Raw genomic sequence first — 22,832 nt, forward strand, 5'->3', positions numbered from 1 at the left:
GAATTATGAAAAATTCATATATTTTTTTGCAATTTCCTCTGCCGTTTTTAATCCGTCCATGGCTGCGGAAGTGATGCCTCCCGCATAGCCTGCGCCCTCTCCGCACGGGTAAAGACCGGTAAGCGACGAACTTTCGAGCGTTTCATTTCTTACAATGCGGACCGGTGACGAGGTACGCGCTTCCACGCCGGAAAGAACGGCGTCCGGACGGGAAAAGCCGTGGATTTTCCGCTCAGATGCACGAATGCCTTCCACAAGGGAGTCTCCGATAAACGTCGGAAGAACTTCCCGCAGATTGGCGAAAGTCCATTCTCCGCAGATGGAAGGGGTTACCTCTCCAAGTGCTGTAGAAACTCTGTTTTCACAGAAATCACCAAAAAGCTGCACCGGAACTTTGCCTTTTCCGGCTTCCCACGCAGCGTGTTCAAGCGCTCTCTGGAATGCCACACCATCGAGTACGTCCGGCGTTCCCTCTACATGGTATGGGCGGTAGTCTTCCGGTGTTACGGTGACAATCATAGCGCTGTTCGCATTTTTACCTTCCCGGTCAGAATAACTCATACCGTTGACGCAGGTGCGTTCCGCTTCCGAGGATGCGTTGACAACATAGCCGCCGGGACACATGCAGAATGAGTACACGCCTCTTCCGTTTTCACACTGATTGGTGAGCTTATACGGTGCTGCCCCAAGAAAATCCGGTGCCTCCGGTCCGTACTGATCCTCCGTGATCATCTTCTGCGGATGCTCAATGCGGACGCCGACAGCGAAGGATTTTGCTTCCATGGAGATCTTATTTTCGCAGAGTTTAAAGAAGGTATCGCGTGCAGAGTGGCCGATCGCAAGGACTGCCGTCTCCGCGGCAATCTTCTCGGTTTCATTGACGGTTACAGAAGTGAGTCTGCCGTTTTCAATCCCAAAGTCCGTCACTTTTGCTCCGAAACGGACTTCTCCGCCGCATGCCTCGATCTTTTTCCGCATCGTTGTCACAATTCCGATGAGCTGATCTGTGCCAAGGTGCGGTTTCTGATCGTACAGAATTTCTTCCGGTGCCCCGCATTCCGTGAAGATCCGGAGTACCTCACGGTTTCTGCCGGATGGATCCTTCACCGAAGTGTTTAATTTTCCATCCGAAAACGTACCGGCGCCGCCCTCTCCGAACTGTACGTTCGATTCCGGGTTCAGAACGCCGGTTTTCCAGAACGCATCGACACTTTTCTTTCTCTGTTCTGCAGATTCGCCGCGCTCCAGAACGAGTGGACGGTAGCCATGCTTTGCGAGAACATAGGCACAAAAAAGCCCTGCCGGACCGCTTCCGATAATAACCGGCCGGTGAACAAGAGTCTGTTCTCCGGATTTTGGGAACACATATGGCTTTTTCTCCGCTTTTACGATCTGGTTATTTTTCGCCTTCCGCAGTACGGCGTTCTCATCTTTTACTTTTACATCAAGCTGATAAACGTATTTTAATTCGGATTTCTTTCTGGCATCAATTGAGCGGCGTAAGAGCTCAATTTCCTGCAGATCGTGTTTTCCGATTTTCAGTGTTTTTTTTATTTTCTGTTCCAGTTCCTCCTGTGTGTGGGTGACTGGAAGCTTTAATTGCTGTATCCGAATCATGCATGTTCTCCTGCTGCAGCTCTTCCGGCTGCACTTCCGCTGGACCAGGCCCACTGGAGATTGTAGCCGCCGCAGACGCCGTCGACGTCCAGGGCTTCTCCCGCAAAGAAAATACCAGGGTGCTGTACCGATTCCAGAGAATCCGTAAGCTGGTCGAGCGTGATGCCGCCCGCACACACCTGGGCTTTTCCAAAGTCGGTCTGGCCGGTGATCTGTAAACGATATGATTTGATGGCGCCTGCCATTTCTTCCGGAGTCTTTTTCTTTCCGATCAGAACCGGAATGAGTTTTTCCGGAAGAAGACCGATCAGAAGCTCTTTTGGCGCTTTATACGGGCAGATTTCCTGCCGTCTGACAAGTTCTGCAGTAAGCTCCGATTCCGTCAGTTCCGGAAAGAAGTCTACGAGAAGTTCAGCGCGTTTTTTCTGCATGCAGGCGCGCACAGCGAACCGGGAAATCTGGAATACCGGGATGCCGGAGACACCGTAGTCGGTAAGCTGCAGCTCTCCCTGTTCCGTCAGAATCTCCTGATTTTCAACCAGAAGCGTAATCTTCGCGCGCACCCGAACACCCGCCCAGGAGGAAAACTGGTTTCCTTTGCAGCGGAGCGGGCAGAGGGCCGGGAAAAACGGAATCGAAGCGAGCTGAAGCTGATCGGCAAATCGAAGTGTATCTCCGTCGGAACCGGCGATCTGGGAAGCACAGCTTCCGCAGCAGATGATGACGCTGTCAGCCGGGTACTGCCATCCTTCGGTGCGCACCAGATAACCATTTTCGGCTTTTTCCACTGCAACAGCCGTTTCCCGTGTCTTGATTTTTACCTTTCGGAATCTGGCTTCCAAAATCAGCAGCTCAAGAACGGACTGTGCCTGCTCGCTGGCCGGATAAAGCCAGCCTTCACGGCTCCGGATGCGGATGCCGAGCTGTTCAAAAAACTGTTCGGTGTCCTGTTCGGTAAACTGTTCGAGAACCCGTGATGCACGCTCCTGATTTCCCGTGCGGTAGCACGATGCATCCTGATAACGATTGGTAAAATTACACCGTCCGTTTCCGGTCGCAAGAAGCTTTCTGCCCGGTTTATCGTTCTTTTCCAGAACGGTGACCGCGGCACCGAGACGTGAGGCCCAAATTGCCGCCATCAGTCCGCTCGCGCCACCGCCGATAATTACCACATTTTTTGCCATTATAATGTCACCATACCGGCATCGACGAGTTTCTGAAGACTCATCAGAATACCGAATTTTGCGTGCTGCCACGTAAGCCCACCCTGAAAATAGACAGCGTACGGCGGTTTGATCGGTCCATCGGCAGAAAGTTCAATGGAAGAGCCCTGCACGAAAGCGCCAGCTGCCATGATAACTGGGCTGTCGTAACCTGGCATATCCCAAGGTTCCGGGGAAACGAAGCTGTCGACCGGGGCAGCTGCCTGGATACCCTGGCAGAATGCGATGACGCCTTCCGGTTTTCCAAAGGTTACCGCCTGAATGATGTCGTGACGGCTCTCGGTTCCGTTTGGAACAACGGCAAATCCCAGTTTCTCATAAACATTTGCAGCAAAGACAGCACCTTTTAATGCCGCTGCGGTAACGGTCGGTGCCAGGAAGAATCCCTGGTAGAAGGAACCGTTCACACCGAGTGTTGCGCCAACCTCTTTTCCAAGTCCCGGGGAGAGCAGACGGTATGCTGCATTTTCCACGTACTTTTTCTTTCCAACAATGTAACCGCCGGCCGGAGCCAGTCCGCCGCCCGGGTTTTTGATCAGGGATCCGACCATCAAATCTGCACCGACATTGGTCGGTTCGATCGTCTCCACGAACTCGCCGTAGCAGTTATCGACCATACAGATGACATCTGGTTTGATATTTTTAATAAATGCAATCAGTTCACCTATGCGGGTAACAGAAAGCGTCGGTCTGGTCTGATATCCTTTCGACCTCTGAATCGTCACCATCTTTGTCTTTTTGTTGATGGCATTTTTGATTCCTTCGTAATCGAAAGAGCCGTCCTCTTTTAAATCTACCTGGCGGTAAGTTACGCCATATTCCGCAAGAGATCCGACGGACGGGCGGATGCCGATCACTTCCTCAAGGGTGTCGTATGGTTTTCCAACAGGAGAAAGCAGTTCGTCGCCCGGGCGGAGATTTCCGGAAAGCGCCGTTGCAAGCGCATGGGTTCCGCAGGCGATCTGCGGGCGTACCAGTGCATCCTCAGTGCCGAAGCACGTTGCATAGACCTGCTCCAGCGTATCACGTCCCAGGTCATTGTATCCGTATCCTGTGGTTCCATATAAGCATGCCTCGCTGACCTTGCTTGCCTGCATGGCGTGGATGACCTTTAACTGGTTGTATTCTGCGATTTCATCAATTTTTGCAAAACGCTCTTTTAATTCTTCCTCAATTTTCGTTCCAAATGCGAAAACCTCTTTGGAAATGCCAAGTGTGCTGTACATAGCAGCTTTTTCTGTCAACATGATTGTTCTGCCACTCAAAATATGATCAAATATACTCATATCGAGATATTGTAGTTCTCACGAATCCTACTTACTGTTTCAAACGTGTATGCTTTTGACCAGCCGGAGCTGTATCTACTCACAAGTTCTGGTACACTCCACAGTCGTTAATTCCCGAAATGGCCTTCGGTACATATGTATCTCTGCGTTTCTTACGCACTCTGATAAGTTTTCACATCTCTCAGGTTTAATGCCGCATTCAGATCCCTGTCCTCGCAATACCCACAGCTGCACTGGTAAACCCGATTCGAAAGTTTTAAATCTTTTCGAATCTGTCCACAATTATGGCAGCGTCTGGAGGACGGATACCAGCGGTCTGCTATTCTCAGTTCGATTCCTTTTTCTGCACATTTTCCCTGCAGTCTTGTGCGGAACTCATAGAATTTCTGCGATGCTGTTGCTTTCGAAAGATGCCGGTTCTTCATCATACCTTTTACATTCAGATCTTCAATCGTAACAAAGGATGGCTTGGTTTTCACAATCCCTGCAATTGTTTTCTTAATATAATCGGTGCGGATATTGTCAATCCGCTGATAAAGCCGCTGTACCTTTAACTTTTGTTTTTGTATATTCGCTCTTTGAGTGGACACTCCTTTCTTTAAATTTTCATATTTACGGGAAAGACTTCTCTGTTCCCGTCTTAACTGTTTTTCCAGTTTCTTTATTTTTGCTGACTTGTTGATGTTTTGATAAACAGTTCCATCAGAAAGCACAGCAAAACTTTTGATTCCTAAATCAATTCCAATCCCCTCATTCCGGTTTTCTTCTTTTGGTGGATCAGGTACTTCCACCAGAACAGAAACGTAATATCTTCCGGCACGCATGGAAACCGTGCCGCTTTTAATTACATATCCGTCTTTCGTTGTCGGAAGATATCCTTTTTCCTTGATCCGTACCCATCCCAGGGTGGGAATATTGACCCGGTGCCGTTCGCAGAAACAATCCGTACGGTTGTTTTTTACAAAGTACATTTTGACGTTGGATTTATTTTTCTTTTTGTATCTTGGAAAATGACTCTGCCCTTTGAAAAATCTTGAAAATGCCGTACATGCATTTTCAAGAGAACGTTTTACCGATTTGGAACTGACCTCTTTGATCCAGGCATACTCCGGATTTTGGGGCAGATACTCATTATTCAGCCAGACGCTGAAGGATTTTCCGCTCATAAACTTTTCACCCTTCTCGTAACGTTTTCTGTTCTGGTCCAGATAAAAGTTATAAACATACCGGCATGTCCCGATCGTCCGGCGGATTTTCAGCTTTTGCTCATCCGTCGGATTAATTTCCGTCTTGAAGCTCTTCTGCAATTTCCTCATCTCTTTCTATCTGTTTCTTATACTTGCGCAGTCCGTATAATCTACACGAAAATACATGAAGAATGGAAATAATATCCTGCACCAGCTCTTCCTGCGGTGACAGGGATTCATTATTCACAACGATGATTGTTGTATGAAACTTCATACAGAACTTTTCAAACCATTCATAGCCAAACCGGATAAAACGGTCCTTATGTGTAATCACAATGGTTTTTACTTTCTGTTCCATAACATCATCCAGCAGTCGGTTCCACTTCGGCCGGTTATAATTTAAACCGCTTCCATACTCTTCGATACACTGGCCGACAATCATTCCTTTTGCGTTACAGTACTGGCGCAGAAATGCTGTCTGGTTCTGTAAATCATCTTTTTGATTTCGGGTCGATACCCTGGCGTAAAGAACTACCTGCCGCTCATCCTCTTCTGTATGAATTCCTTTAAATTGAAGGTACTGATCATAAGTGTAATAGCGTCTGTCTGTTGGAGTACGGTTGGCTTTTAAAATTCCTTCCCGGTCCCATCGCTGCAGCGTTTTGACGGAAACCCCTAATAATTCAGCAAAATCTTTTGGTTTATAATTTCTGATATTTGACGTGTTCATCGTACACCTCCATAGGTATATTTAAACACTTATTATATCTTTTGTCAACTTAGTTAATCACTTAACACTTCCTCCTTCTTCCTTTGCATCGGCCGAAACGGTTTCGTTCCAGCAATCCAGCATATAGGATAATATTTTTTCTTCGTCGTAAGCAAAATCCGGCTTGTTCAGCCAGATTACATCTTTTTCCCGTCGGAACCAGGTGAGCTGCCGTTTGGCAAAATGACGGGTGTCCCGCTTGATGATATAAATGGCCTCTTCCAGTGAACATTCCCCTGCAAGATACGGGAACAGCTCTTTGTAGCCCAGACCCTGCATGGAGACAAGTTCTCTCGTGTATCCCATTTCTTTCAAACGGGAAACTTCATCAACCAGTCCGTCGTGGATCATCTGATCCACCCGCCGGTCGATCCGGTCGTACAGAATCGAACGTTCATCGTTCAGCACAAAATAAGCAGAACAGTACGGGGATTCCTTCTGTTTCTGCTCCTCGTTGTGCTCCGAGATTTTCTGTCCCGTTTCATAATAATATTCCAGCGCCCGAATCACACGTTTGACATTGTTCGGATGAATCGTCTCCGCGGATGCAGGGTCAACTTCCGATAATTTCTGATACAGCTCTGCTGCACCGTACACTGTCGCCGCCTTTTCTTCCAGTTCTTTCCGGATTGGAAGCTCGCCGTGTGATTCCGTGAAATCAACTTCTTTTAGCAGTGCCTGAATATAAAATCCGGTGCCGCCCGTCACGATCGGAATCTGTCCGGCGGCGTATATTTTTTCCATCGCTTCATGCGCCAGTTCCACAAACTTCACGACGTGAAACTCTTCGGAAGGATCGAGCACATCGATCAGATAATGCGGAACGCCGCGCATCTCCTCCGGGCGGATTTTGGCAGATCCGATATCCATATGGCGGTAGACCTGCATGGAATCCGCGGAGATAATGGCCCCATTCACCGCTTTGGCAAGCGAAATCGACAGCTTCGTCTTGCCGACAGCGGTCGGACCGGTCAGGATAATCAAAGGTTTTTTCAAAAAAATCACCTACACAATTCTCTTAAATTTCTTTTCCAGTTCCCGCTTCGAGAGGGAAATGATCGTCGGGCGGCCGTGCGGGCAGTGGTACGGATCTTCGAGCGTCAAAAGCTCGGCAATCAGCTGTTCCGCCTCCGCATAGGAAAGATGGTTGTTCCCCTTGACAGCGGCCTTGCACGACATGGTCGCCAGACGGTCTTTTAAGATCTCCAGCGGCTTTTCGCGGACCTCCTCGAGATTGTCAAGAATCTCGATAAACAGTTCTTCTGTCGCAATGCCGTACAGATTGTGCGGCACAGCGTTGATCGCATAGTCCTTTCCGCCGAACGGGGAAATTTCATAGCCGAAGGACTGGAAGACATCCATGTAACGGGTCACAAGATCTGCTTCCTGCGGCGTTAAGGAGACGATCAACGGAGGACTCACCATCTGGGATGTGACGTTCTTTTCCCGGTAATTCTTCATCATCCGTTCAAACAGCACCTTCTCGTGTGCGGCATGCTGATCGATGATGTAGAGATTCTCGCCGTACTGAATCAGCCAGTACGTATCGAAAACCTGGCCGATAATGCGGTGCGATTTCTCTGCCTCCGGGGTAAGAAACTGCTCATCAAAGAGCTGCATCTGGCCTTCCGGCTCAGACGAAGCGGATGCAGATGAACGTTCTTCCGGCATGGAAGGCGTCTGCGGAACCGTCTCTGGCTCCTGCGGATGCTGTATTGCTTCCACGCTTGAGCTGCCTGCTGGATTTGTAACTTCCTGCTCCGCATTGCTGCTCTCCTGCTGATCCCACGCTTTTACATCCTTATTCCGCGCTGCTGCCTGCTGTGATTCAGCCATACGATTCGGTGTCTCTGTTTGTTTCAGAAACGTCTGAGAGGTCTGCGGCAAAGCAGTCTCCTTTTGCATTGGCATTTCTGCTGCAGTTTCAGCTGAACTCAGAACCGCCGTTTTTTCTGTCTGCACAGAATGATCTGCCGTCTTTGGCACGTTTCCTGCACCCGGCTCAAACAGTTCTTCCTCTTCCCGCGTCATTCCCGTCATCTGCTGAACCGGCACATACGTTTTCGCTGCGCGGTATCCATTTCGTTCCACCTCCGGGAAAATCGGCATTCTTCTGCTCTGGCTGGAAACCGGCTCCACCGGAAGGGACTGCCGTGCAAAGCCTTCTTTTACCTGCCGTTTCTGCTCGAACGGTTCCGGAACAACAATCTGTTCTTTCCGTGCCGCTTTTTCCTCTGCTTTCCGTTCCCTGTCGGAAGAAAGCGAAACCTTCACAATCTGCTCCCTGTGATTCAGGGCATCCGAGATCATATCACGCATCTGGCGGTAAATCTCCTCCTGATGGGAAAATCGCAGTTCCATCTTCGTCGGATGCACATTGACGTCGACTGCTTCTCCATCCATCTGGACATAGAACAGCGTAAACGGATATTTATGCTGCATCATCGATGTCTGATATCCGTCCTCGATCGCGCGGGCCAGCAGCTTGCTCCGCACATACCGTCCATTCACGTAATAATTTTCAAAATTCCGGTTTCCCCTTGAAATCACCGGTTTTCCGATAAAGCCGTCGATCGTCATCAGCGGGCTTTCCGAGTGAATCTCGATCAGCTCCCTCGCGATGTCGCGGCCGTAGATATTATAGACCAGTTCTTTTAAATTCCGGTTGCCGCTCGTATGGAGCTTCACCTGTGAATTCACCATATATTTAAACGAAATCCCCGGGTGCGACAGCGCAAGCTGCTCCACAACGGAAGTCACCGCATTCGCCTCCGTAACCGGCGTTTTTAAGAATTTCTGACGAGCCGGCGTGTTGTAAAAAAGATTCCGGACCAGAAAGGTTGTTCCGGTCGGGGCACCGACCTCCTCATTGGCCTTCTCCGCGCCGCCCTCAATCACATACCGCGTTCCCGTCAGCGCATCCGGCGTTTTCGTAATCATCTCGACCTGCGCAACCGCCGAGATACTCGAGAGCGCCTCGCCGCGGAAGCCAAGAGATGCAATCTGCACGAGTTCTTCCACGGAACGGATCTTACTCGTCGCGTGGCGCAGAAAAGCGAGCGGCACCTGTTCGGCCGGAATGCCGCTTCCATTGTCCGTGATCCGCACCAGCGAAATACCGCCATCGCGGATTTCCACGGTAATTGCCGTTGCGCCGGCATCCATTGCGTTTTCTACCAGCTCTTTTACCACGGAGGCCGGCCGCTCTACGACCTCACCGGCCGCAATTTTATCAATCGTATTCTGATCCAGTACTGCTATGGTAGCCATGTTAATCCTTTCTGTTCCCAACCCAACTGCTTATTGCTTCACGCAAGGGAAGCAGGGGACTTGCTTGATTCGGTTAAATTTTCATTTACCGTGGTTTATTTCCAGCGGTTCTTTACCTTTCCCTGGAAACGGTACAGCGTATTTAATGCATCCATCGGTGTCATATTCGAAATATCAAGCTCCGAGAGTTCTTTAATGATATCGTCATCCTGTACCGTATCGAACAGTGACATCTGCGCCATATCAACCTCGTCGTAGTGAACCGGCTTTGCTTTTGGCTTCTTCTGCATTGTCAGATCCTTGACTGCTGCGGTAATATCGGCATCACTTAACTGCTCCACCAGCTCCTGGGCCCGGGAAAGCACCGACTCCGGCACACCTGCGAGGCGCGCCACCTGGATCCCGTAGCTCTTATCTGCACCGCCCTGTACAATTTTACGCAGGAACACAATATCGTCTCCCTTTTCCTTGACGGCGATACAGTAATTGTGTACTCCCGGCAGCTTTCCTTCGAGCTCCGTCAGTTCGTGGTAATGTGTCGCAAACAGCGTTTTCGCACCGAGCAGCTTCGGATTCGCCACATGCTCGATGACCGCCCAGGCAATCGAAAGACCATCAAACGTACTCGTTCCCCGTCCGATCTCATCAAGGATCAAAAGACTGTTCGCGGTCGCATTCCGTAAAATATTTGCCACCTCCGTCATTTCGACCATAAATGTACTCTGGCCGCTTGCAAGGTCATCGGATGCGCCGACACGGGTAAAGATCCGATCCACAATACCGATGTTTGCCTTCGAAGCCGGAACAAACGAACCGATCTGTGCCATCAGCACAATGAGAGCCGTCTGGCGCATATACGTCGATTTACCGGCCATGTTCGGTCCGGTGATGACGGAAACGCGGTGGTCACCGTTGTCAAGCAGGGTATCATTTGCGATAAACATATCGTTTGGAATCATCTTCTCGACCACTGGGTGACGGCCGTCCTTGATATCAATCTTTCCGCGGCTGTTCAGCTTCGGACGCACATAGTGGTTGTGCTCGGCAACGTAGGAAAGCGATGCATACACATCAAGCCGTGCGAGGGCCTGCGCCGTGCGCTGAATCCGCTCTGCCTCACCGGCAACCGTATCACGCACCGTACAGAAGAGATCGTATTCCAGCGCATACAGCTTATCCTCCGCACCGAGAATCGTATCCTCGAGTTCCTTGAGGCGCGGGGTAATGTAGCGCTCCGCATTCGTCAGGGTCTGTTTTCTCGTATAGTAATCCGGAACGAGATCTTTAAACGAGTTTGTAACCTCCAGATAATAGCCGAATACCTTGTTGTATTTGACCTTCATATTTTTGATACCGGTTTTCTCGCGTTCGCTTGCTTCCAGCTCACTCAGCCACTGTTTTCCCTCAGTCTTGGCGTGACGGTAATTATCGACCATCTCGTTGTAGCCGTCCTTGATCATACCGCCGTCGCGCATCAGATACGGCGGATCATCGACGATTGCCGCATCGACAAGCTGATAGAGGTCCTCGAGCGGGTCGAGTTCCTCCTGAATCTGTGCCAGAGCGCCGCCGTCAAACGAATTTAAAAGCTGTTTGATGTAAGGCAGCATCTGCAGCGATGATTTAAAGGCAATCAAGTCACGCGGATTCGCGGACTGGTAGCTGATTCTTCCGACGAGACGTTCGAGGTCATAGACCGGGCGGAGGTATTCACGGATTTCCTCGCGTAGCATCGCCTGCCCCGTTAGAGCCTCTACAGCATCGAGTCTTGCATTGATTTCATCCTCGTCGATCAATGGCTGCTCCACGTAGCTTCGCAGAAGACGCGCGCCCATCGCCGTGCGGGTTTTGTCGAGAACCCAGAGCAGGGAGCCGCGTTTCTGCTTCTCACGCAGCGTTTCCACCAGTTCCAGATTCCGGCGGCTGGAGCTGTCGATCAGCATATATTTGTCTGTCACATACGGTGTAATCGAATTCATGTGAGACAGATCCGATTTCTGTGTCTCATGCAGATATTGGAACAGCGCACCGGCTGCAATTGTTCCGCAGTTGTAATCGGCGATGCCAAGGCCTTCCATCGTAGCAGCATGGAACTGTTCCTGCAGTGTACGGCGGCAGATGTCATCGTCGAAATACCAGTCTTCCAATGCATTCACGCAGATATGAAGGCGGGTCCGGAGATCCTCCACATCAATCCCGCAGAGCAGGAACGACTGATTGCAGATGATTTCCGCCGGCATAAACTTCGTGATCTCATCCACAAGGCGGCGCGGCTTGTCCATTTCCGTGACGAAGCACTGGCCGGTCGAGATATCTGCTGTAGAGATACCGAAGCATCCCTCCATGCAGACGATCGACATGATGTAGTTGTTCTTCGTCTCATCAAGTCCCTGCGGGATCAGCGTCGTACCCGGTGTGACAACGCGGATGACTTCGCGCTTTACCATGCCCTTTGCCTGTTTCGGGTCCTCCATCTGCTCGCAGATCGCAACCTTATGGCCGTTCTCTACAAGACGGTTGATATACCCTTCTGCAGCGTGATACGGGATACCGCACATCGGAGCGCGCTCCTCCATGCCGCAGTCCTTTCCGGTCAGCGTAAGCTCAAGTTCTTTGGATACCAGGGTGGCATCCTCGAAGAACATTTCGTAGAAATCACCTAAGCGGTAAAACAAAATGGTATTAGCCGGGTCAGTCAAGCCCGTCTTCGTCTGGCAATAATGTACCATCATAGGCGAAAGCTTCTCACACTGATCCAGCGCATCCTGTGCTGTCACAGGCCGCGTGGACATCAGTGCCGGCGCTTTTACCGCTGTGTTTTTTGTTTCTGTATCGTTCATTTGTATTTCATACCTTTTCTCAAAAATAAATATAAGAAGTATAACAAACGTTATACCTGCACAATTTTAGCATGAAACCAGAAATTGTGCAAGATTCACAAGCGTATAAAATGCCCCCTTCCTGCCAGTGGTTTTTTCTCAAAACCAGCCGTCCAGGAAGCGAGCATTCCCTTTAATTTTTCTTTTTTTGTCTCCATTTTGAGAAAGACGAACCAATCAACAGGATCAGCACAAAAACAACGGCAACCGTTTCATAAATCTGCACGCCGGTGTTGACAGGATTGTCGTCAATTGAGCGGTAATCGCGCTCCAGACGCCACAGCATCGCCATCCGGTCCATGAAATCAATCTGCCGCGCGCCGTCCGTCTCGGTCTTAAAGACGGCACAGTAAAGATTCGTGTACCACTGGTCAAGAAGACTGACCCCGGATCGCCCGATCTTTCCGCTGCCGATCTCCTCGTCATTTTCATCATACAGAATCCTGCCGCTTCTCGAACTCTGGTAATCGAGCGGCGTTTCATCTACATCAAGGAAAATCAGTCTTGTATCTTTTCCATAGGAGGTATCCACATACTGCTCCTGCGCATAGCCAAGACACGTACCGGATGCGTCGTAATAGCCGTACGTCGTGCCGGAGCCTTCTCTGTCATTGATGGGCTCATCCTCCACATAGTCAATCGAAAACCACTCCTCCTCGTTGATATAGACCGTATTCTTCTGAAGATAGCCCGCCACTTTTCCGTCTGCCACAATCTTCGTCTTTCGTTTACTTCCATACAGGTCAAAGTAGATTTCTATGGTTTCTGCCGATGTAAGCGCCTCTTTTGCCTCATCCGCAGTTGCAAACTCAGATTCCGGCACTTTTTCTTTTCCGCAGCCGCCAAGCACCAGAGCGGCGGCAAGAAAAAGACCAGCGGCTGTATATATTCTCTTTTTCAACTGCCTTTTTCCTCCGCCTTACTTGTTATCTTTGTAATACTCATTTGCCTCATCGTACATCATATCGAGCAAGGCGTATTTATCCTGGAAATCCATCACCTGCGTACCGTTATCCTCCAGGTTCACATAGAGATTGCACTGTGAACCGGACCAGTCCATCTCTTTTTTCGCAGAACCGATCACCGTTCCGCCCTCTGTATAAATGGTATGTCCATCCTCTGATGCGTAATATGGTTTTTCGTTCAGATCTGCATCGAGAAAAATAATGTAATACGCTTCCGGCATCTGATCCGGTGTCGTCACGCGCTCCTGTGCATAGCCAAGCAGGTTGTTGTCCGGATCATAGAATGCATAGGTAGTAGCGGATTTTGTCATCTTATTGATTTCTTCGTCCGTCACAATTTTCATATGGAACCATTCTTCGCCGGAAATAGAGATCGTCCAGGTCTGATCAAAGAGACCGCTGTTTTTCATATACGCGGCAGCCTTTTCATCCGCATAAATGTTTCCCGAAGCGTCAACGTTATCCAGATCACAGCGCATGCGGACGGACGAAGCCGATGCAAGGGCTTCTTTTGCCACATCCGCGTTTTCATACCCTAACTTTTCTTCTGCCGCCGAGCAGCCGCACAGAAGCAGAAGTCCTGCTGTAAAACCCAAAAACAATTTTGTCGTTTTTCTCATAGATTCCCCTCTCTTTCTTTTGTCAGGACCGATTGGAAAGACCGCCGTCCTTGTCGCGTGCCAGTTCTCTTGCCGCCATCACAGCGAGTGCGGTCAGCTGCGGCAGATATTTTGCATCGTAGACAATCAGAAACGCATTGTCGAACATGATGTTTCCGACGGTAAGATCCATATTGTCGACGATGGCGCCGATCATAGTTCCGTTCAGTTTTACCGAGTAATTGTGGCCGATGGAGCCAGCGTATTCCCGGAGTTCCAGTTTTCCCTCCGGCAGTTCCATCGAGAACTGATCCCGTACGAGTGCAAACTGCTTTTTCAACACACCATACGGCTCGCCGTACAGATAAAAACGGTACGTCGGCAGCGCGTGGAGCAGTTCCTTCGTCATACGGAAGATTTCGGTGTGCATCGCATCGTAGATATAAAATGTTTTCAGCGGCACGGTGCTGTCGATCTCGTAAACCAGGTTTCCGTCTGTATCCTCCAGATCGAAATGCTGGCCCGTCAGGCGGTAATCCTCCGTGAAAGTGTAAATCTGGGACGCCGAAATCTTCTGAAACGGCTGTACCGTTCCGGTTTTGACGAAATGCTCCAGATTCGCTTTTAATTCGCTCTGGAACATCATCAGATCGGAATGGTAGCTTAGATGGTCTGCGAGGTTCTCTGCAACATCTTCATGAATCGGATACACGGGTGTGGTGAGTTTCTTTTTGATAAAGCCTTCGATGAAGGAATATCCCAAATAACCGACATGACCGTCTTTAGTCAGCCAGAAGTAGAGATATTCTCCCTTGGCGTCCGGTCCGAAAACGAGTGCTTTCTGCCGCATCGTGTAGAATTTTGCAAGCCATGCAGAACCGAACGGTGTATCGACGTTCTTGTAAGCCTCATAAAATTCTTCGATTTTCCGCGGCTTCTCCATGGAGATCATGGCAATCATATCCGTCATGGAATTGTAGTTCTCCGGGGTTGCCATGGACCAGATGGCAATGCCGAAAATCAGGACAACCGTGGCGATGGTGAGTGTGATCGTCTCTCCGTAGCCGACCGCCATCAGATAGATGCCAAGCAGCGTGACAGCGCCGCCTGCGATGCGGAATTTCCATTTTCTCTTTTTCAACTGAATACCGCCTCCTCTCTTTTCGTTACTTTTATTGTACTTGCTCCCCTTTTTTGTGTCAATTGAAACTCGCTCCTCCGCTCTATTTTGTTCTGCCTGGCGGGACAAAGAAAGCGTGTCGGCGCATCTTTTTTTGTCAGAATGCATCCGGCACGCTTTGTTTCAAAAATTTAATGAACGAAAAGAAATTATGAAATTGGAATCACGCGTCCCGTTTCTGCCATAGTTCGGTGGGAAATGGAAATTACGGTACGGTTTTTGGAAACCCTTTGCAATGCATTTAATACCATTTTTTCCGTCTCTGCATCAAGGTTTGCGGTAATCTCATCGAGGAGCAGAATTTCAGGCTCCGCTGCGGCTGCACGGGCAATCGAGAGGAGCTGCCACTGACCCTGTGAGAAGAGATCCTGTGTACAGATCGTATCATATTGGTCCGGAAGCGCCTCGATGGTCTTTGCAAGTCCGGTCAGCTCTGCTGCTTTTTTTACATCTGTATCCGAAATCTTTGCATCATACAAAGTAATCTGGTCTTTTACCGATCCCGGCACCATGTGGAACGATTGCTCCACATAGCCGAAAACCTTTCGTTTCTTCGCATCCGGCAGATCGACAGATGGAACGCCCCAAATCAGAACCATTCCTTTCTGTGGCTCATATAAACCGAGCAGCAGTTTGAAAATAGTACTCTTTCCGGCACCCGTTCGTCCCAAAAGTGTTACCTGCTCGCCTTTTTTGATCTGCAGACTTACATCGTTTAAGATGACCTGGCTTTCGTCATATCCAAACGTCACATTTTTTAGCTCAGCCGCTATGCCGTAATCTGTATTTGCAGTCAGCGCAGCCGGCTCTTTCTTCTCTTCCAGGCTGTAAAATTCATTGATTCTTTCCATACCGGCAAACGCAGACTGAATTGTCTGGATTTCCATACCAAGACTTTCGACCGGAGCAAAGATCTGGGAAATATAGTTTATAACAGCAACGGCGGTTCCGGCGGACATGCAGAACAGCTTTAAAACGGTCGGATTGCCGGAGGCCGAAAGCAGCATGACAACAGCAACAACAATGGCATTTAAAATCAGGATGACCGGAGAATAGACGGCATCGTAAAAATTGGTCTTCTCCATTGCGCTGTAGCTGTCATCAATATAGTGCGCATACTGCTGCTCCATATACGTCTCTTTCTGCAGACAGTGAATGGTACGGATGTTGTGCAGCGTCTCTGGAACGTGACCCGAAGCACGGCTGACTGCACGGCGGTTGGCAATCTGGGAGGCCAGCATGTTTTTCTGAACATAACGGGTAAAGAGGAACAGAACAGGGAGTAAAATAATCAGAACAATCGTAAGTCCACGATTAGTCACCCAGATGACGGCAAGAATGCTTAAGATTTTGCACGCATCGGCAAACATACTGATGATCCCGGAGGTAAACAGGTTTTCCACTGTGTCGACGTCACCGACAAATCTTGATACGAGAGCGCCCGGCTCCTGGCGGTTCAGCTCGTTGGCGGAAAGGCGTCCGAACTTTTCCATCAGACTGCTTCGGAGTGCATGTGTAATTTTCTGGCCGAATACCGTCAGAAGACTCTCTCGTGCCGACTCCAGAAGACCCGTCAGGGCAAGAAGTCCGAAATACAGCAGAATTCCTTCCATCCAGAGGGTATGCTTCTTTGTCAAAAGGTCAATCAGCTGTGCCAGCACAAGAGGCGGGAGCAGTGCGAAAATAACCGCACCGCAGACGACTCCCAAAAGTGCGGCTGATAAAACGCCGTGTTTTCGAACGGTTTCTTTGATTACCCGCAATACAGATTCTTTCTTTTGCATCAAAAGCTGCCTCCCTTCGTCTGATTGCTGCAGAGCTCTGCGTAGGACGGAACCGTTGCAAGGAGTTCCTCATGTGTGCCGACCTTCGTATGGCACTCATCCATCCAGATGACCTGATCCATCTGGTCGAACAGATAGAGGCGATGGGAAATGAGGATTATAATAGAGTCTTTTGCCAGCTCCTTTAAATTTAAAAAAATTTGTACTTCCGTCTCTTTGTCGAGTGCCGAAAACGGATCGTCGAGAACCAGAACCGGCCGTTTGTGGTACAGGGTTCGCGCAAGGGCAAGGCGCTGCGCCTGACCACCAGAGAGGCGGACACCGCCCGTTCCGACCAGGGTATGGATTCCGTTTTCCATTGCTTTCACTTCATCTTCCAGGCAGACGACTCGGATCATCTCCTCTGCGCCCTCTTTTCCCCCGAGACGGATATTCTCTTCCACGCTTCCATGGAACAGCTCCGGGTCATGGCCAAGATAACCGACCATGCGGTTCCGGTCTGCTTTTTCCATTTTTCCAAGTTCTTTTCCGCCGAAGGTGATGCTTCCCTCATACGGCGACTCGCAGAGAAAAGTCTTTCCAAGCGTTGACTTTCCGCATGCGACAGGTCCCGTCACACCGATGATCTGGCCAGGAGACGCTTGAAACGACAGGTCATGGATGATCTCTTTTCCGTTTGGATAGGCAAAATGCAGGTGATCGACGTTAAGCTCTGCAGGCGCTGCGGCTGGAAGCTCCGGTTCTGTTTTGGAATTCTGCAGCAAAGGTTTGATTCGTTTCCAGGAAACCTGCGCTTTATGTACCGCATTAAAAAGCTTCGCAGCGCTCGATGATTTGGTGGCAAGCTTTGTGTAGCAGGACAAAAACGTGGTAAATACGGCGATGTTCCACGGTGTCCATCCCTCCTGCAGGACGTTTCTGCCTCCAAAATACAGGATAAACAGAATGCTCGTCATCGAGATCATACGGTAAATCGGCGGCATAGCTGTGTTCCAGATATTGGCGCGCACAGCGGCAGATTCGTAAGCCGAAAGATTCTCCTCATAAGCGGCCTTTCTGTCCTCCTCACAGCCAAAGACACGATACGTGATGGCATTTGTCGCACGGTCCAGGGTTGCAGCACTTAATGCACCCGACTGTACCTTATAGGCAGCGCCCGTTTTCTGTACCATGACCTTCATCTTTTCGGCAATCACGTAGGAAATGGGTGGGAAAATCATGCAGAGAAGAGCCAGGCGCCAGTCGTACCAGAGCAGCATACACGCATAGGCGAGAAGAGCAACACCGGTATCAAAGATTTCCGTTGTAAATTTCCGCATTCCTTCTACGCAATCGTCTACATCGAGAATGGCCTTCGTCAGTATATTTCCGGTACCTTCCGCTTCCAGCTCCAAACGGCTTTTGCGAACCAGCGTTCCGTAAAGAATCTGCTTCATATGCCGGTTGACGTTGTTGGCAAATCTTCTGACATAGAACCGTTTGAAATAGCGGGAAACCTGCACAATGCCAATACTCACGACATAGGCCGTGACCAGCATCAGCATCTGGTGGAAGGTTCCTGTGCCGCCGAGGAGATCAACCAGCTTTCCTGTCATTTTTCCCTCAAACCAGGGGCCTGCAAGAAGTCCCAGATTATAGATGAGACCGGAAACCGTAACAAAAAAGAGAATTTTCCATTCTTCCTGAAAGTAAGAGAGCATCCGGTTCGGGCGAAAGGATTCATCCTTCATCGCCGCTGCCTCCTTCTGCTGTTGCTTTTATTGTTTTATCTGCTTTTTCCCTTAAAATTTTTGAAAGTTCCGCAAAATGATTCTGCCGTTCTCTCTTCGATTTCCAGTACAGCTTGTCCAGTGTTTCGCAGAAGCTCTCTGCCTCTTTTTCCGGAAGCTCTGCAAGCAGCCATTCGTAAAAGAATGTTTCAATTTCCGCTTTGGAATTTTTCAAGGATTCTGCTTTTTCCGTAGCATACAGAAGCTGGCTTCTGCCGTCCCACGGATTCGGTTTCCGGATCAGATATCCCTTTGTCTCAAGGCTTGCAGCGCGCCTTGCAGCGGCTCCTTTATCAATCTTTAACTGTTCGCGCACTTCCGTCTGGGTGATGCCCGGATGATGGCGCACCAGATGGATAAAGTCAAATTCTGCCGTACCGATGCCTTCTTCTTTCATTGCCTGCACCGTAAATTTCCCGGCTTCCCGCGCTATTTTTGTTATTTTCCGTTCTGTTGGATCCATTTTTCTGTTCCTCCTGTCCATTCTCGATCTGTTTCAAATAGATGCATATACAACTAATTAGATGATAGTACAACTAATCGAATTTGTCAATCTATAGATCTTCTGGTTGACGAAGTATCGTCCGAACTTTATAATAGAAGTATTCGGCTGTTAAAAACAGTCAGTCTATCAATAAGGAGATGTATCTTATATGGAAAAGAAACATACGCGCGGCAGCTTTACCGGATCGATCGGCTTCGTGCTTGCTGCTGCAGGAAGCGCGGTTGGACTGGGAAATATCTGGCGTTTCCCTTATCTTGCCGCAAAAGACGGAGGCGGAACCTTTATTTTAGTTTATATCGTACTGGCTCTGACCTTTGGATTTACCCTGCTGACAACTGATATTGCCATCGGAAGAAAAACCGGACAAAGTCCGCTTGTCGCTTACGGTAAGATTCACCCGGGCTGGAACGGTCTTGGCCTTCTCGCCAGTATCGTGCCGGTTGTCATCCTGCCTTACTACTGCTCCATTGGCGGCTGGGTATTAAAATATCTGTCTGTGTTTCTCACCGGACATGGCACTGCTGCTGCCGAGGATGGTTACTTTACCGGCTATATTACCGGTACATGGCAGCCGATTGTGTGGTTGGGAATCTATCTTTTTCTTACCGCATTCGTTGTATATCGTGGTGTCAATAAGGGAATTGAAAACTACAGCAAAATTCTGATGCCGATCCTTCTGATTTTAATCATCGGAATTTCTGTTTTTTCTCTGACCCTGACCCATACCGACGCAGACGGTGTCGTCCGTACGGGACTGCAGGGTATGAAAATTTATCTTGTTCCAAATTTTAAAGGAATGACGCCGCAGAAATTTTTCACCGTCTTTGTCGATGCACTCGGACAGCTTTTCTTTTCGATCAGCGTTGCGATGGGTATCATGGTTGCCTACGGTTCCTACGTAAAAAAAGAAACAAACCTGATGAAATCGATCAATCAGATTGAGATTTTTGACACCATCGTTGCGCTGCTTGCCGGTTTGATGATCGTTCCTGCTGTATTTACCTTTATGGGAGCAGAGGGTATGTCCGCCGGCCCTGGTCTGATGTTTGTCTCCCTGCCGAAGGTCTTTCAGTCCATGGGAGCAGCAGGCGGCGTAATCGGAACCATTTTCTTTCTTATGGTCTCCTTTGCAGCCATTACATCTTCCGTATCGGTCATGGAGTCCATTGTTTCCTGTATGATCGACAAATTTCACATCAGCAGAAAGAAAAGCACGGTTATTGTAACCGTTTATGCATGTCTCGTCGGTATCATCGTATGCCTCGGCTACAATGCGCTTTATTTTGAACTGAAGCTTCCAAATGGCGCAACGGCTCAGATCCTGGATGTCATGGATTTTATCAGCAATAACCTTCTGATGCCGCTTGTTGCACTTCTCTCCTGTATTCTGATCGGATGGGTTGTAAAGCCGCAGGTCATCATCGATGAGGTGACGCTGGGAGGATATAAGTTCGGTCGAAAGAGGCTGTATATCGTCATGGTGAAGTTTATTGCACCCGTGCTCCTTGCCGCACTGCTGCTGCAGTCGTTCGGTATTTTAAACGTCTGATCACTGCGATACCAGATTGCTATGTGCTTTGCACTCACGCAATCTTCAAAAACATTCGTAATCCGCTCATTTTCCTTCGAAAAATGGCTCCTTACTTATGTTTTTGGCGAGTCAAGAGATCAAAAAAGCATGTTTTCCGGTGGCTTTTCCAGAAAACATGCTTTTTTTGTGCCTGTCTGCACATATTTCTAACAGGTGAAACCCTTACATCCTGCGAATTAACGTTCCATTTACACCAAGTATCTCTCCATCAAATTCCCGGGCAAAAAGTACTTCCCCGTCTCCTTTTACTTTTATCTCCTCATCCGATGCGTTGAGCAGAACTTCGATTTTATTTCCCTCTTCGTCTAGTTTAATATACTCTACACACCGATCATTTTCATAGCCATTGGGAAAATGGAAATGCAGGCTTCTGCACACTTTTTCATTTCTTCGAAGCATGATCAGTTTCCGCATCGTTGCAATTTTTTTCTGATTCTCTTCGCTTTCAATTTCACTCCAAGGCATACATCTTCTGCAGTCCGGATCATGAGCGCCTTCCATTGCGATCTCCGTTCCATAATAAATACAGGGGCTTCCCGGAAGCGTAAAAAGGATTGCAAGCTGCTGGTAGAACTTGTCCAGATCGTGAAAACGGTTCATCAGCCTCTCGGTATCGTGGGAATCCAGGAGATTAAAAAGTACATCGTTATTCTGCTGCATATACATGGTATAGCAACGGTTTACCATATATTCAAATTCTTCTTTTTTCATTGTTTTATCAAGAAAGAAATCATGGATTCCACTCAGCAGCGGGTAGTTCATGACAGAATCATATTCATCTCCCTGCAGCCACTGGCTTGCATCATGCCAGATTTCCCCCAGAAGATAAATATCCGGCTTTATCGTTTTTAAATGCTCTCTTATCCGCTTTAAGAACCTGTGCGCCACTTCGTTTCCTACATCGAAACGAATTCCGTCGATATCAAACTCCCGTACCCAGTCCTCACAGATTTTACAGAAATACTGTATCACCTCTTCGTTGTTTGTATTCAGCTTTGGCATCCCGTCTGTAAATGCAAAGGAATAGAACCGTCGGTCTCTGGTGTCTCCCCTTTTTTGAACCTGTTCCCAGTCCTCTACCATAAACCAGTCCGCATAACGAGACTCTTTTCCATGCTCCAGGATATCTATCCACGGCTCAAATTTTCTTCCACTATGATTAAACACTGCATCTACCATAATGCGGATTCCTTTTTCATGTGCTTCTTTGCAAAGCGCTTTCATTGTATCCGCATCGCCAAAAAACGGATCTATTTTTGTATAATCGGTCGTGTCATATTTGTGGTTGGACTCTGCTTTCATGATCGGATTCAGATAAATACCGGTAATCCCAAGTTCCTGCAGATACGATAATCTCTGACGGATCCCTTCCAGATTTCCTCCGAATTTTTCTTCGTTTGTTACGGTTCCGTGATTTCTCCAGGGTGTGATATCATCTCCGTTTTTTTCCGGTGTCCCGTTGCAGAACCGATCCGGGAAAATCTGATACCAGATCGTTTCGTTTACCCATGCCGGTGTGCGATTGATATCTGCCGGGTTCATCCAGGGCACAATAAAGCACTGCTGCATACGGCCATCCATCCGGAGCTGTTCTTCTGTCAGGAAACCATCCTCAAAATAATACCAGACTTCCTTTTCCGTCCGCAGTTCAAAGTAATATTTGCATCTTTTGTATTCCGGAAGAAGCGTTGTTGTCCACCAGATCTGATAAGGCAGACGTTTTTTATATATCATTTCCTCTCTTTTTCCGATCCACTTTTCTTTTCCGCCCAAAATTCCGGCTTCATAAGGATCTCCGTAATGGATAAAAACCTGTTTTACATCATATCCTGTCTTGATATTGACAATCAGTCTGTCCTCATCCAGGGCATAACTCATCTGTTCTGAAGTTTTATGGTATACACCACTAAATTCCATCTCATTTTCCTCCCGCATAGCTCTAAAGCTGTTTTTTGCATCCTTGTAAGAAACACGATCACTTTTTTGTTTCGTATTGTTTCGTAGCTTTACTATAAGCCTTTTTTATTTCTTCGTCAATCAATTTCCATTTTTCCCTGCGCTTTCGTAAAATTCAGATAATTTTCAGGATGATTTTTGTGCAGGATGCTTTCTTCGAAACTTAACGAAACATTTCTTTTTCAAGGTATTGATTGCTTTTTATCTTATGATCTATAAATGAGCAAATATCGAATTTTGCACAAACTTATC

16 protein-coding genes are annotated in these 22,832 nt (G+C 48.5%); 1 reads left to right on the forward strand and 15 read right to left on the reverse strand.

Annotated features, from left to right (window positions below; translation table 11 throughout):
• Positions 1 to 3 precede the first annotated feature (3 nt).
• The 14 genes from DWW13_RS08385 to DWW13_RS08450 form a co-directional block, all read right to left on the reverse strand.
• Entirely contained in the window at positions 4 to 1,617 is a 1,614-nt protein-coding gene (locus DWW13_RS08385) for an NAD(P)/FAD-dependent oxidoreductase (protein ID WP_118719829.1), read from the reverse strand.
• The gene (locus tag DWW13_RS08390; RefSeq protein WP_199674841.1) at positions 1,614 to 2,801 is read right to left on the reverse strand and encodes an NAD(P)/FAD-dependent oxidoreductase; all 1,188 of its coding nucleotides are present in this window, start codon (positions 2,799 to 2,801) and stop codon (positions 1,614 to 1,616) included. The genes DWW13_RS08385 and DWW13_RS08390 overlap by 4 nt, the downstream gene beginning before the upstream one ends.
• Positions 2,801 to 4,087, reverse strand: coding sequence for a methionine gamma-lyase family protein (locus tag DWW13_RS08395; protein WP_055228136.1), 1,287 nt, complete (start codon positions 4,085 to 4,087; stop codon positions 2,801 to 2,803). Before DWW13_RS08395 ends, DWW13_RS08390 begins: the two co-directional genes overlap by 1 nt.
• A 191-nt stretch (positions 4,088 to 4,278) precedes the next feature.
• Positions 4,279 to 5,442 (reverse strand): RNA-guided endonuclease InsQ/TnpB family protein, encoded by a 1,164-nt coding sequence (locus DWW13_RS08400; protein WP_118719831.1) that lies wholly within the window; start codon positions 5,440 to 5,442, stop codon positions 4,279 to 4,281.
• Positions 5,405 to 6,028: an IS607 family transposase gene (locus tag DWW13_RS08405; protein ID WP_173815434.1), complete on the reverse strand. Its 624-nt coding sequence runs from the start codon at positions 6,026 to 6,028 to the stop codon at positions 5,405 to 5,407. Before DWW13_RS08405 ends, DWW13_RS08400 begins: the two co-directional genes overlap by 38 nt.
• 72 nt (positions 6,029 to 6,100) lie before the next feature.
• Positions 6,101 to 7,078 carry a tRNA (adenosine(37)-N6)-dimethylallyltransferase MiaA gene (gene miaA / locus DWW13_RS08410; RefSeq protein WP_117812849.1) on the reverse strand — a complete coding sequence of 326 codons (978 nt, stop codon included), beginning with the start codon at positions 7,076 to 7,078 and terminating at the stop codon, positions 6,101 to 6,103.
• Positions 7,079 to 7,087: 9 nt separating this feature from the next.
• The gene (gene mutL, locus DWW13_RS08415) at positions 7,088 to 9,352 is read right to left on the reverse strand and encodes a DNA mismatch repair endonuclease MutL (protein WP_118719833.1); all 2,265 of its coding nucleotides are present in this window, start codon (positions 9,350 to 9,352) and stop codon (positions 7,088 to 7,090) included.
• A 95-nt stretch (positions 9,353 to 9,447) separates the two neighbouring features.
• Positions 9,448 to 12,084: a DNA mismatch repair protein MutS gene (gene mutS, locus DWW13_RS08420; RefSeq protein WP_118719843.1), complete on the reverse strand. Its 2,637-nt coding sequence runs from the start codon at positions 12,082 to 12,084 to the stop codon at positions 9,448 to 9,450.
• Between the two features lie 280 nt (positions 12,085 to 12,364).
• Complete coding sequence (locus tag DWW13_RS08425) at positions 12,365 to 13,132, reverse strand: hypothetical protein (protein WP_118600977.1); 768 nt, start codon at positions 13,130 to 13,132, stop codon at positions 12,365 to 12,367.
• Between the two features lie 18 nt (positions 13,133 to 13,150).
• The gene (locus tag DWW13_RS08430; protein ID WP_055228134.1) at positions 13,151 to 13,816 is read right to left on the reverse strand and encodes a hypothetical protein; all 666 of its coding nucleotides are present in this window, start codon (positions 13,814 to 13,816) and stop codon (positions 13,151 to 13,153) included.
• 22 nt (positions 13,817 to 13,838) lie between these two features.
• The gene (locus DWW13_RS08435; RefSeq protein ID WP_117508921.1) at positions 13,839 to 14,936 is read right to left on the reverse strand and encodes a hypothetical protein; all 1,098 of its coding nucleotides are present in this window, start codon (positions 14,934 to 14,936) and stop codon (positions 13,839 to 13,841) included.
• Positions 14,937 to 15,124: 188 nt separating this feature from the next.
• Entirely contained in the window at positions 15,125 to 16,759 is a 1,635-nt protein-coding gene (locus DWW13_RS08440) for an ABC transporter ATP-binding protein (RefSeq protein ID WP_118600978.1), read from the reverse strand.
• On the reverse strand, positions 16,759 to 18,489 hold the full coding sequence (locus tag DWW13_RS08445) for an ABC transporter ATP-binding protein (RefSeq protein WP_118719835.1): 1,731 nt from the start codon (positions 18,487 to 18,489) through the stop codon (positions 16,759 to 16,761). The genes DWW13_RS08440 and DWW13_RS08445 overlap by 1 nt, the downstream gene beginning before the upstream one ends.
• The gene (locus DWW13_RS08450) at positions 18,479 to 18,991 is read right to left on the reverse strand and encodes a MarR family winged helix-turn-helix transcriptional regulator (protein WP_118600980.1); all 513 of its coding nucleotides are present in this window, start codon (positions 18,989 to 18,991) and stop codon (positions 18,479 to 18,481) included. The genes DWW13_RS08445 and DWW13_RS08450 overlap by 11 nt, the downstream gene beginning before the upstream one ends.
• A gap of 190 nt (positions 18,992 to 19,181) precedes the next feature.
• On the opposite strand from DWW13_RS08450, the gene DWW13_RS08455 reads away from it, so the two are divergent.
• Positions 19,182 to 20,582 (forward strand): sodium-dependent transporter, encoded by a 1,401-nt coding sequence (locus tag DWW13_RS08455; protein ID WP_117508917.1) that lies wholly within the window; start codon positions 19,182 to 19,184, stop codon positions 20,580 to 20,582.
• A 204-nt stretch (positions 20,583 to 20,786) separates the two neighbouring features.
• Here DWW13_RS08455 and DWW13_RS08460 read toward each other — a convergent pair whose 3' ends face one another.
• Complete coding sequence (locus DWW13_RS08460; RefSeq protein ID WP_118600981.1) at positions 20,787 to 22,541, reverse strand: glycoside hydrolase family 13 protein; 1,755 nt, start codon at positions 22,539 to 22,541, stop codon at positions 20,787 to 20,789.
• Between the last annotated feature and the right edge of the window lie 291 nt (positions 22,542 to 22,832).

It is taken from the genome of Blautia sp. AF14-40 (assembly GCF_003479665.1).
Classification (GTDB): Bacteria; Bacillota; Clostridia; order Lachnospirales; family Lachnospiraceae; genus Fusicatenibacter; species Fusicatenibacter saccharivorans.